Annotated in this window: 10 protein-coding genes; 5 read left to right on the forward strand and 5 right to left on the reverse strand. The window is 64.7% G+C overall.

The window, feature by feature from the left end; genetic code table 11:
• Window positions 1–2,079, reverse strand: coding sequence for a hydantoinase/oxoprolinase family protein (locus tag IEX91_RS11540; RefSeq protein WP_188879123.1), 2,079 nt, complete (start codon window positions 2,077–2,079; stop codon window positions 1–3).
• A gap of 240 nt (window positions 2,080–2,319) precedes the next feature.
• On the opposite strand from IEX91_RS11540, the gene IEX91_RS11545 reads away from it, so the two are divergent.
• Window positions 2,320–3,294, forward strand: a complete 975-nt coding sequence (locus tag IEX91_RS11545) for an asparaginase (RefSeq protein ID WP_188879124.1) — start codon at window positions 2,320–2,322, stop codon at window positions 3,292–3,294.
• Between the two features lie 30 nt (window positions 3,295–3,324).
• Here IEX91_RS11545 and IEX91_RS11550 read toward each other — a convergent pair whose 3' ends face one another.
• From IEX91_RS11550 to IEX91_RS11560, 3 genes are all read right to left on the reverse strand, one after another.
• Window positions 3,325–4,368: an LLM class flavin-dependent oxidoreductase gene (locus IEX91_RS11550; RefSeq protein WP_188879125.1), complete on the reverse strand. Its 1,044-nt coding sequence runs from the start codon at window positions 4,366–4,368 to the stop codon at window positions 3,325–3,327.
• 227 nt (window positions 4,369–4,595) lie between these two features.
• A complete protein-coding gene (locus IEX91_RS11555) occupies window positions 4,596–5,495 on the reverse strand; it encodes a polysaccharide deacetylase family protein (protein WP_188879126.1) in 900 nt (299 codons plus the stop codon).
• 113 nt (window positions 5,496–5,608) lie between these two features.
• On the reverse strand, window positions 5,609–6,364 hold the full coding sequence (locus IEX91_RS11560) for an SDR family NAD(P)-dependent oxidoreductase (protein WP_188879129.1): 756 nt from the start codon (window positions 6,362–6,364) through the stop codon (window positions 5,609–5,611).
• 157 nt (window positions 6,365–6,521) lie between these two features.
• Between IEX91_RS11560 and IEX91_RS11565 the strand changes: the two genes are divergently transcribed.
• Both IEX91_RS11565 and IEX91_RS11570 read left to right on the forward strand, forming a co-directional pair.
• Entirely contained in the window at window positions 6,522–7,646 is a 1,125-nt protein-coding gene (locus IEX91_RS11565; RefSeq protein WP_188879130.1) for an ABC transporter ATP-binding protein, read from the forward strand.
• A 3-nt stretch (window positions 7,647–7,649) separates the two neighbouring features.
• On the forward strand, window positions 7,650–8,825 hold the full coding sequence (locus IEX91_RS11570) for an ABC transporter ATP-binding protein (protein ID WP_188879131.1): 1,176 nt from the start codon (window positions 7,650–7,652) through the stop codon (window positions 8,823–8,825).
• 14 nt (window positions 8,826–8,839) lie between these two features.
• On the opposite strand, the gene IEX91_RS11575 is transcribed toward IEX91_RS11570, so the two are convergent.
• Window positions 8,840–9,607, reverse strand: coding sequence for an SDR family NAD(P)-dependent oxidoreductase (locus IEX91_RS11575; protein WP_188879132.1), 768 nt, complete (start codon window positions 9,605–9,607; stop codon window positions 8,840–8,842).
• A 181-nt stretch (window positions 9,608–9,788) separates the two neighbouring features.
• On the opposite strand from IEX91_RS11575, the gene IEX91_RS11580 reads away from it, so the two are divergent.
• On the forward strand, window positions 9,789–11,180 hold the full coding sequence (locus IEX91_RS11580) for an extracellular solute-binding protein (RefSeq protein ID WP_229772855.1): 1,392 nt from the start codon (window positions 9,789–9,791) through the stop codon (window positions 11,178–11,180).
• A gap of 11 nt (window positions 11,181–11,191) precedes the next feature.
• On the forward strand, window positions 11,192–12,094 hold the full coding sequence (locus tag IEX91_RS11585) for an ABC transporter permease (protein WP_188879133.1): 903 nt from the start codon (window positions 11,192–11,194) through the stop codon (window positions 12,092–12,094).
• The last annotated feature ends 26 nt before the right edge of the window (window positions 12,095–12,120 follow it).

The following is a 12,120-nucleotide window of genomic DNA, read 5'->3' on the forward strand; positions in this document are numbered from 1 at the left end:
TTATCGGGTCAGTTCGATGTCGCCGTGCTGGAGGACGGAGACGTCGAAGTCGGGCGGGACGATGATGGTCGAATCCTTCTCGGCGATGATGGCGGGTCCGGAGAGCGAGTGGCCCGCGCGGAGGTCGGTGCGGTCGACGAACGGTGTCACGTACGCCTCGATCTCGCCGTCGACGTCGAAGTAGACGTCGTCCTTGAACAGGACGTGCTCCTCTACCATACTCGTCGCCTCGGGGATCGTGACGAGATCCGCGGTGGGGAGCCGGCCGTACGCGGTCACGCGCTCGTTGACGAGTTCGACTGCGTTCCCGTCGAAGCCGTGGCCGAACTCGGATTCGTGGGCGGCGTCGAACGCCGCGTCGATGCGCTCGATCGGGCGAACGCGGCGGCCGTCGCTGACGGGGACGGTGAGTTCGTACCCCTGTCCCTCGTAGCGACAGTCCGCGCTCAGTTCGAGATCGAGGCGTTCGTCGGCGACGCCGTCGCGGTGAAGGCGATCCTCGACGTCCGCGACGAGGGCGTCGTAGTCGGACTGGAGGCGCTCGCGGTCGAGGTCGCTCAGCGTCTCGAAGGTCGTGTGTATCTGATCGAACTGCAGATCGGTCGTCGAGAGCCCGACCGCAGAGAGGACGCCAGGGCTCGCCGGGATGAGCGTGCGCGATACGTCCAGTTCGCGTGCGACGTCCGCGGCGTGCATCGGACCGGCACCGCCGAACGCGACGAGCGTGAAGTTCTCCGGATCGCGGCCCTTCTGCACCGTCTTCGACCGGATGGCGTTCGCCATACCGTTGTTCACGATCCGGAGCACGCCGGCGGCCGCCTCCATCTCGTCCATGCCGAGCGGATCGGCGAGCCGCTCGCGGATAGTCTCGCGTGGCGCGTCGACGAGCAGGTCCATCTCGCCGCCGAGGAAAAACTCGGGGCGGATACGGCCGAGCGCGACGTGCGCGTCCGTGACCGTCGGGTCGGTGCCGCCCCGGTCGTACGCGATCGGCCCCGGCATTGCGCCCGCGGATTTCGGACCGACGCGGAACGCCCCCGTATCGTCGAGGTAGGCGATGCTCCCGCCGCCGGCCCCGATGGTCTCGATGTCGATCATCGGGATCATCACCGGATAGCCGCCGACCTGCGTCTCACGGACGTTCGCCTTGACGATCTCGTCATCGGCGACGATGCCGATGTCAGCGCTCGTCCCACCCATGTCGAGCGTGATCGCGTTCGTCGCCTCCGAGTCGGGCGTGTCGACGTCCGTCCGTCGTTTGCCGCCGAGGATGCCCGCGGCCGGCCCGGAGAGCAGCAGTGTCACCGCACGCTCGGTCACCATCTCCTCGGTCGCGATGCCGCCGTTCGACTGCATGACGTGGAGGTCGGCCGTCACACCGAGCGACCGGAGTTCCCGCTCGAACGTCTCGATGTATTCGACGACGGTCGGCCCGATGGCCGCGTTCATCGCGGTCGTCGTGAACCGCTCGAACTCGCGGAACTGCGGATACACCTCGCTCGACGTGGTGACGTACACGTCGGGGGAGACGTCCTCGATGATCTCTTTCGCCCGCGCCTCGTGTTCGTCGTTCAAGTAGGAGAAGAGAAAGGCGACGGCGATCGAATCGACGCCGGCGTCATCGAGGGCACGTGCCGCCTCAGCGACGGCGTCTTCGTCGAGCGGCGTGCGGACGGTCCCGTCCGCGTCGATCCGCTCCGGAACCGTCATGCGGTGGCGACGCTTCGTGAGCGGGTGCTGTTGCCACGGGACGTCCTGCTGGATAGAGTAGTTCTGTGGTCGCTTGTGACGGCCGATGTGGATGATATCGCGGTACCCCGCCGTCGTGATCATCCCGACCTCGACGCCCTCGTGTTTGAGGACGGCGTTCGTCGCGATGGTCGTCCCGTGGAAGACGTAGTCGAGTTCGCCCGGAGGGGTGTCGGTCATCTCGCAGACCTCGTGGACACCGCGGAGCGCGCCCTCCGAGGGATCGTCCGGCGTCGTGCTCACCTTGTGAACCGTCTGTTCGTTCACGTCGTCGTCGGTGAGATAGACATCGGTAAACGTCCCACCGATATCTATTCCCAATATTTTCATCTATAGGCCTACACTGAGCCAATCGGTCAAAAATATTGTGACGTGTTCGGCATGTGAACGAGATGTTCGAGATGCGATTTACTATCGACAGTGAGCGTCGGGGGTTCCACACGAGTGGCAGGTCGGGCGGAGTGCGGTAGGGGTCGTTCGAGCACGAGAGAGGGCAGATAGCGCGCGGACACGGATCTAGCATCTAGCCTTCCGAAAGAACCTAACGGGCGGGTTCGGTACCACATGACAATGTCTTCCAAAGTGGTGGTCCTCGGGACGGGCGGTACCATCGCGAGCACGGACGGTGACGACGGCGCGACACCGAGCCGGAGCGGCACCGAGCTCGTCGATGCCGTTCCGGGTATCGAGACCCACGCGGACCTCGACGTTCGGGAAGTCGTCCAGACGCCGAGTTTCGACATCGATCCGGACGACATCGCCGCGGTCGCACGCGGTGCCCGCGACGCCGCCGCCGAGGGAGCGACCGGTGTCGTCGTCACGCACGGGACGGACACGATGGAGGAGAGCGCCTACTACCTCGATCTGGTGCTCGATCTCCCCATCCCGGTCGTCCTCACCGGCGCACAGCGGCGTCCCGACGAGGTGAGCCCGGACGGCCCGAGCAACCTCCTCACTGCGGTTCGCGCCGCGACGAGCGAGCACCTCGCCGGGGCGGGCGGGGTCTACGTCGCGTTCGACGAGGAACTCCACGCCGCCCGCGACGTCACGAAAGCGCACACGAGCGCGCTCTCGACGTTCGTCTCGCCCGACGCGTGTCCGATCGTCCGCTTCACCCGCGAGGGGGAACGCGTCCTCCGCGCCCCCGGAAGTCGCTCCGTCACGCTCGACGTGACCGAAACGTCGGCGGACGTCGAGATGGTGAAAACGGGCGTCGGCGTCGGTGCGCGACAGCTCCGCGCCGCCCTCGACGCGGGTGTCGACGGGATCGTCGTCGAGGGGACCGGCCTCGGCAACACGACCGGCGCGCTCGGTGACGCGATCGCCGACGCCGTCGACGCCGGGACCCCCGTCGTTCTCACCTCGCGCTGTCACGCCGGCGCCGTCGCTCCGGTCTATGGGACGTCGGGCGGCGGGGAGACCCTCCACCGCCACGGCGTCATCAGCGGCGACGACCTCCCCGCGCACAAGGCGCGCGTGAAGCTCATGCTCGCGCTCGCGGCTTCGGACGGCGACGGTGGGACCGTCCGCGACGCGTTCGCGTAGGCGGCGCTCGTTCTCCGCCGGCGCTCTCTCTCACACGCCCTCGGCTTTCGCGGCCGCGACCGCGTCGATGACGTCCTCCATGTTGTCCGTCAGCGGATAGACGACCGGTTCGGTACAGCCGGCCTCGCAGTAGTCGCCGAGCCGCTCGATGACGTCCTCGCGCGTCCCCGTCGCAACGATGTTCCGCACGACCTCGTCGGGGACGTGCTCGGACGCGCGCTCGATGTCGGCAGCGGTCGCCGGCCAGTCGAGTTCCGCCTCGACGCGTTCGGCGTTCGCGTCCGAGATGCCCGACGCCTTCGTGATGTGTGGCTGCTGGCCGATGTACTGAGTGGCGAGTCCGCGTGCTTCGTCGAGTGCGACGTCCACGTCCTCGTCCATCGAGACGGCGATGAGTTGCGGACGATCGACGTCCGCCATCGATCCGCCCTGTTTCTCGACGCCGGCCTCGAGCCGCTCGAGACCGCGCTCGACGTGCTCCGGCGGGATGAAGTAGTTCATGAAGATCCCGTCGACGATCCCCTTGCCGACGAGCTCGCCGGTCATCTGGTGCATCGTCTCGCCCGTCGCACCGATATAGATGGGGACGTCGCGGGGCTCCGCGTCGGCGCGTACGAGGTCGAGCTCGATGTCCTCGACCTGTATCTCGTCGCCGTCGTAGGTGACGTTTTCGAGGTCGAGGAGTTTCCGCGTGACCGTGCAGTACTCCCACATGTGGCGTAGGGGGTTCCCGCGGTCGATCCCGACCTTGCTGGCGAGCGGATCCCACCACGCGCCGATACCGAGTTTCGTCCGGCCGCCCGAGAGCTCGTGAAGCGTCGAGAACGTCTGCGCCATCAGCGCCACGTTCCGCGTGTAGCAGTTCGTTACCCCGGGTGCGATGTCGATCTCGTCGGTGACTTGCGTGTACGCACCCATGACGGTCATGGCGTCGCGGACGAGCCGGGATTCGCCCTGCCAGACGGAGTCGAGTCCCGCCTCCTCGGCGTACTGCGCGTAGTGCAGTTCGTCGGTGATGTCGGGCTTCTCCCAGTTCCAGATACCGGCGCGGGTGAACTCGCGGTCGGAATCCATTAGGATGCCCCCGTCGGTGTCGTGGTCGTGACGCTATCGCGCTTCGGGAATGTCGTCCCACTCATACCTCACGATCTACTTCGAAGATAGGTAATAAATGTATGGGTGGTCAGTAGAGCGCGTTTCAGTAATTAGTACTGAGTATCGAACGCTGAAACGCGATCGTACGTCAAAATTCGAATTTTGTGGAACGGATCGCTCAGTGACCTCTCTCGCGACGGTTCACGCTAGACGTATTCACCCTCGGCCTCGTAGACCGTCGGGTCGTCGTCGTATTTCTCCGCGACCGTCTCCAACGAGGTGAACGAGGCGTTCTCGTGCTCTTTCACGTAGCCGATGAAGTCCTCGAGGTGCGTGATCATGTGCGGGAGTCCGTGGATGTCCGGGTGGATGGTGAGCGTGTAGACCCCGGCACCGCGACGGTTGTAGAGGAAATCGAACTGGCGCTTGTAGTACTGTTCGTACATCATCTTCGGGTCCTTGTAGCCCGCGTGGTAGTTCGGCTGCTTGATGAACTGCATCGCGGGAATGTCGTCGCGGAACCAACTGATCGGGATCTCGACGACGTCCGTCTCCTCGCCCTTCTCGTACGGCGTCATCCACGTCTCGGCGGGCTGGTCGTACTGGATCTTCTCCCAGCTGTCGCCCTTGCGCATGTAGCCGGGGTCGAACTCGCTCTCCATCAGGCTGCTGTCGTAGAGGAAGCCGTACTTCTCCACGAGATCCGGCGTGTTCTCGCTGTACTCCCACCAGCTCGCCCGGTGACCGACCGGCTTCTCGCCGGTGAGGTCCTGGATGAGGTCGATCGATTCGCCGATGATGAAGTCCTCCTGCTCGCGCGAGAGGTCGGTCGGGTTCTCGTGCGAGTAGCCGTGAACACCGATCTCGTGGCCGGCGTCGGCGACGGCCCCGACCTCCTCCTCGAACGTCTCGATGGTGTGGCCGGGAACGTACCACGACGTGTCGATGTCCTCGTCTTCGAAGAGTTGGAGCATCCGCGGGATCCCCTCCTCGCCCGCACACAGCCCGCGAGAGAGGTCGGCGAGCGAATCCTCGCCGCCGTACGATCCGAGCCAACCCGCGACACAGTCCGCGTCGACGCCGATTGCGATGTCTACATCTCCCATTGTTCGCGTTTACCGATCCACTACCGACTGTCTTATCGGTATTTTATCCGGCAATTATTCACTCTTCTGTCTTTATATTAGTCATGCGTTCTCCAGTCTGTGGTCAGAGGCCGTCAGTGCATCGCGTCACCACCGTCCGGACTCAGCGTCTGGCCGGTGTAGTACGCACCGGCGTCGGAAGCGAGAAAGACCGCCGTCGGCGCGACGTCCTCAACGCGGCCGAACCGCCGCATCGGGATCTCCGCCGCTTTATCGCTCTGCCACTCCTCGCTGATGTCGCCGAGGAGCGGTGTTTCGACGGGGCCGGGTGCGATGGCGTTCACCGTCACCGTCGGCGAGACCTCCCTCGCGAGCGCACGCGTCATCCCGATGACGCCGGCTTTGGCGGCCGAGTAGTGGACGAGCTCGGCGCCGCCCTTGATGCCGAGCTGCGAGGCGACGTTGACGATCGTCCCCGATCCCCGTTCGAGCATCCCCGGGAGAACGAAACGCGTCGTCAGGAAGACGCCGCGGAGATCGACGGCCATCGTCTCGTCCCACATCTCGACCGGCATCTCCGCCAGCGGCGACTGCGTGAGGATCCCGGCGTTGTTGATCAGCGCGTCCGGCGTCCCGTATGCCGATTCGATATCGTCTACCATGGCACGCACGCTCGCCTCGTCGCCCACGTCGGCGGCGAGCGCGACCGCGTCGCCGCCGTTGGCCTCGATATCGGCGACGACGGCGTCGGCCCGCTCGCGCTCGTCAGGCGTCGGCGGGTGGTTCACCGCGACGGTCGCGCCGGCTTCGGCGAGTGCGCGCGCGATACCGGCTCCGATACCGCTGCTCGCGCCCGTGACGAGCGCGAGGGTGTCGTCTAATCGAAACATCGGTTCCAACGAGGAAGGCGTGGTAGTAAAAGCTACCCCGAAACTGGCGTTCTATCCCACATTGTTTCTCTTATTTCGCCTATTAGCATATGTACATACACGTTTTAGATTCAGAAGACCCCAAACGTTATCCTCGTGTGTGTCCGACTCGGAACCGATGAGTACGGAAACGATTCGGGTAGAGTCCCTGTCAAAGCGCTTCTCGCGCGAACGGGTCTTGGACGGTATCGACCTCACCGTCGACGAGGGGGAGTTTTGCGTCGTCGTCGGACCGAGCGGCTGCGGGAAGAGCACGCTGTTGAAGTGCATCGCCGGGCTCGAGGAGTTCGAGGACGGCGACGTCTACCTACGCACTCGACCCGCGGCTGAACTCCCCGTCGAAGAGCGGGATATCGGATTCGTCTTCCAGGAGTTCGAGGAGACTTTGTTCCCGCACAAGACCGTCGCGGAGAACGTCGCCTTCGGCCTCGAACAGCAGGCGACCGACTACGACGACGCCGAGGTAGAAGGGCGCATCGACGATATGCTCGAACTGCTGTCCATCGAGGAAACGAGAGACAGCCGCCCGAGCGAACTCAGCGGCGGGCAACAACAGCGCGTCGAGGTCGCCCGACAGTTCGTCCGGGAGTGCGACATCATGCTCCTCGACGACCCGCTGGCGGACCTCGATTACAAGCTTCAAAAGCGCATGGAGCTGGAGATCCGCCGGCTCCACGAGCGTCTCGGGAGCACGTTCATATACGTGACCCACAACCAAGAGCAGGCGCTGACGCTCGCGGACACGCTCGTCGTGATGAACCGCGGCGTCATCGAGCAGGTCGGATCGCCGGCTGACGTGTACTCGAACCCCGAGACGGCGTTCGTCGGGCGCTTCGTCGGCGACTCGAACCCCTTCGTTGCGACGGTCGAATCGACCGGTGACGACGAACTCGACGTCGACACCGACGTCGGGACGATGCGCGCGACCGCCGTCGGTGACGCCGGCGTCGGCGACGAGTCGCTCGTTCTCGTCCGCCCGGAGGCCATCACCATCGACGACGAGCGCCGGGACAACACGTACACCGGGACGATCGTCGGGACGACCTACACGGGCGAGGAGACCGAGACCAGCGTCGCGATCGACGGCCTCGACCGGACCGTACAGGTCGTCCAGGCCGACCGCGCCGACGTCGGGGAAGAGGGAGACGACGTGCTCGTCGGGTGGGACGCCGACGACGCCCGCTTCTTCGATCGACTCAGCGAAGACGAGGAGGAGACCATCGAGGAACTCTTGGAGGTGTGACTCATGTCTAAAACCAACGCGACGACCGGCGACGCGAGACGGGACGCCGTACTCGACGTCTCGGAGCTGACGAAGATCTACCCCGACGGCACGCTCGCCGTCGACGGCATCAGCTTCGACGTACAGGCGGGCGACTTCTGCGTCATCATCGGGCCGAGCGGTTGTGGGAAGTCGACGACGCTCCACTCGCTGGTCGGAACGATCGAAGCCACCGATGGGACGATCACGCTCGACGGGGCGGATATCACGGACGCGCCGACGTACGAGCGCGACATCGGTTTGGTGTTTCAGGACTTCCAACTCTTCCCCCACCTCTCCGTCGCGGAGAACGCCGCGTACGGGCTCGAACGCATCGGCGCCGAGGACGACGAGATCGAGGAGCGCGTCGACGACGTCCTCGAGATGATGAACCTCGCGGATCTCGCCGACCGCCAGCCGACGGAGCTCTCGGCCGGGCAGAAGCAGCGCGTCGCGCTCTCGCGCTCGCTCGTCCTCGAACCCACGCTCCTGCTGCTCGACGAGCCGCTGGGGGACATGGATTACAAGCTCCAGAAACAGATGGAGCGCGAGCTCCTTCGGATCCACCACGAGCTCGACATTACGTTCGTGTACGTGACACACGATCAGGTGCAGGCGATGCGGCTGGCCGACCAGATCGTCGTGATGAACGACGGCCAGATCGAGCAGTCCGGGAGCGTCGACGAGGTGTATAACTCGCCCGCGACGGCGTTCGTCTCAACGTTCGTCGGGGACTCGAACACGTTCTACGGGACGATCACCGATATCTACGACGACGGCGCTCTCGTGACGCTCGATACGGTGTTCGGGGAGTTCCGTGCGAGCACGTCAAACCTCTACTCGTCGCCGGCCGATCTCCGCGGGGAGGAGATCCCGTTCGCGGTCCGTCCGCAGTCGGTGACGCTGGGCGACGGGAAACCGAACACCCTCGACTGCACCGTCATGGACGTCCTACACAACCCCGGGTCGGGCTCGCAGGTCATTCTCGAAGCGACGGGGCGCGACGGGCTGGCGAAGGAGGTCCAGGCGAAGACGCGGGACAGCGGCGTCGACGTCGCCGGCGAGACGACGGTCTCGTGGGACCCCGCGGACACGATCCTGCTGGAGAAGACGAGCGTCGTCGACGGCATCGACCTGAGCGAAGACATCCTCGGGGAGTAGTCGTCCCCGGACCCTCACTGCGCCGTCCAGCCGCCGTCGACGCTCAGCACGTGGCCGGTGATGAAGTCGCTCTCGCTGCTCGCGAGGAAGACGGCGGCGTCCGCGACGTCCTCCGGTTCGCCGAATCCCGGCCACGGAGTCAGCGTCTCCCACTCGCTGATGATCTCGGGGTTGTTCGCGCGCCACTCGGCGTTCTGCGCGGTCTTGATGATGCCGGGTGCGAGCGCGTTCACGTTGACGCGGTCGTCGGCGTAATCGATGGCCATCTGTCGCGTGAGGTTGGCGACACCGCCTTTGGAGGCGCAGTAGGCGGCGCTGTTCGATCCGCCGACGAGGCCGTAGATCGAGGCGAGGTTGATCACCTTGCCGTGCTCGCTGGCCGCGAGATGTGGCAATGCGGCCTTCGATCCGAGGTACACGCCGCGGAGGTTCACGTCGACGATGGCGTCCCACGCGTCCGTCGGCGTCTCGTGGACGGGGTACTGCTGGTAGATCCCGGCGTTGTTCACGAGGACGTCGAGTCCGCCGAACTCATCGATAGCCGTTTCGACGGCGGTCTCGACGGCCGCTTCGTCGCTGACGTCCGTCTCGACGTAGGCGTAGTCGGCGTCCACGTCGTCGAGTCGGTCGAAGACCGACCGTTCGTCGTCGAGCTTCGGCTCTCGGCGGACGTCGGCGATCACGACCGACGCCTCTTCACGTCCGAAGGCGGCCGCGATCGCGTTCCCGATGCCGGAGCTCGCGCCCGTGATGAGGGCGACACGATCTGCGAGTCGTTCCATGGAGGCGAGTCACGCTCCGACGCCATATACGCATCGACGAACGATCCACGATAACGGGGTTTCGTTAATCGTGTTTGGCACTAGGATCGTATTTTGGTAGACAAATATCTACCAATTGGCTACAGAATGCAATTTTTAGAAAGCTTTATGTTTCTATGTGGTTCGGTTGGTAGTGTAACGCATGACCACGGGTATGAAGAGACGGAACTTCGTGAAATACGCCGGCGTCGGCGCCGCCGCGGGATTGGCTGGCTGCTCCGGTGGCGGCGGTGGCGACGGCGGTGAATCGGACTCAGACGGGACGACGTCGGGATCGAGCGACACGCTCGACTCGGGCTCGCGGCCTCTGCAGTGGATCGGTCCGGCGTGGGCCGCCCGCAGCGGTCAGTCTGATAAGTTCACTGAGATGACTGGTATCGACCTCGAGATCACGACCGCGACCAACTCGACGACGCAACAACGCGTGTTGAGCGGCGGGCAGAGTAGCCTGGACGCGGTGAGTTGCGATACGAGCGCCATCGGCGCGATCGCGACCGACAACGACGCGACCTACGCGCTTCCGACCTCGGACTTCTCGAACTGGACGCCGGACGCGGTGGCGGACCTGTTCACCGACCCGGGCAGCGCGCTGGAGGGCCTCGGACAGCAGGTCGAGACGTACAACGAGATCCTGTGGGACGACCCCGGAGAGCAGACGGAGTTCAAGTTCCCGCCGACCATCTGTAACTTCGACGCCATCGGGTCGAACCCGAAGTACGTCGACGAGGTGTCGAAGTGGGGGGCTCTGTTCGACGACCAGTACGAGGGGCAGGTGGCGATGGGCGGGACCGCCGCCATCACCATCCCGGAGGCCATCATGTACCTCCTCGACAACGACATGATCGACGGTGATATCGGGACGCTGAACAACCCCACGGAGGGGCAGATAGACACCGCCGTCGACTTCCTCATCGACCAGAAACAGAGCGGGCAGTTCCGCTCGACGTGGACGGCGTACGGAAACTCGGTCAACCTCATGTCGAGCGAAGAGGCCGTCATCGGAGACATCTGGCAGCCGGCCTGCCTCGACGTCCGTCGCTCCGGGACGCCCTGTAACTACGCTACGATGAGCGAGGGCATCCAAGGCTACCGCTACTGGTACGGCGGGGTCGCCCCGCTCAAGCCGGGCGCGCAGGACCGCAACAACATGGCCGAAGTCCAGTCGCTCATCAACGACGTCCACTGGGGTGCGTGGTTCCCCGGCTACATCCAGAACTGGGGGTACTCGGTCCCGCACTACCCGAACACGGACCTCGTCCGCGACGGTTCGGACGACTCGGGACAGGGTATGGGCCCCGAGTACTACGACTGGGCGTACAACGGCACCGGGACCTACCAGTCCGTCGAGAACGACGCGCTGTTCGACCCGCAGTCGTACGAGTGGTCCATGGAGGAGGGCGAACCCGCCGACGACGGCTGCGTCCGCGACAGCGGCCCGATCTCCGAGCGCATCGATCGCATCGGCTTCTTCCAGATCTGGCCGGACAACTCCTCGCACATGCTCGAGCGCTGGCGTGAGTTCACGAGCGCCTGAGCACAGTACACATGGCAACAGAACCAACACAGTCGTCTCGCGTTCGCCGCTGGCTGCCCACACGCTGGGAGTTCGGCGAAGTCCACGTCCTCGCCGGTCCGTCGATCGCGTGGTTCCTGGCCTTCCTCGCCGTCCCGCTGGCCATAATCCTCTACTACAGTTTCCTCACCTACGGGAGTTTCAGCGTCGTCCACGAGATCACGCTCGACGCGTGGCAGAACACGGTGTTCACGCAGAACGCCCTCGAAGTGTTCGCGCGGACGCTCGTCATCGGCGTCGTCGTGACGGCGATAACGCTCGTCTTCGGCTACCCGCTCGCCTACTTCCTCCGGTTCTACACGTCGACCGTCGGGGGGACGCTCCTCCTGCTGTTCTTCGTCATCCCGTTCTGGACGTCGGGCGTCATCCGGACGATCGGTTGGCTCCCCATCCTCGGGAAGACCGGCGTCATCAACCAACTGCTCGTCATGGCCGGCTTCATCGACCAGCCGATAGCGTGGCTGTTGTACTCGCCGTTCTCACAGATCGTCGGCTACCTCCAGAACTACGTCGTGTTCATGGCGGCACCGATCTACATCTCGCTCTCGCAGATCGACGAGGGGCTCCTCGACGCCTCCGAGACGCTTCGGGGCGACCACATCGCGACGTTCCGTAACGTCACGTGGCCGCTGAGCCTCCCCGGCGTCGCCATCGGGTCGATCTTCGTCTTCGTCCTTTCCATCGGGAACTTCACCGTCCCGCAGTTCCTCAGCGGGGGCGAAGCCACCATCACGACGCTCATCTACCTCACCGTCAACAACGGTTTGAACTACCCGGCGGCGTCGGCGCTCTCCATCGCGCTCCTCCTCGTCATCTTCGCCGTCGTCCTCCTCCTGCTCCGGCGGGTGGACATCAGCGAGATCGCGCAGAGCTAACACGCACCGCGATCTCCGCGGTTTCT

Source organism: Halarchaeum nitratireducens, assembly GCF_014647155.1.
Lineage (GTDB): Archaea > Halobacteriota > Halobacteria > Halobacteriales > Halobacteriaceae > Halarchaeum > Halarchaeum nitratireducens.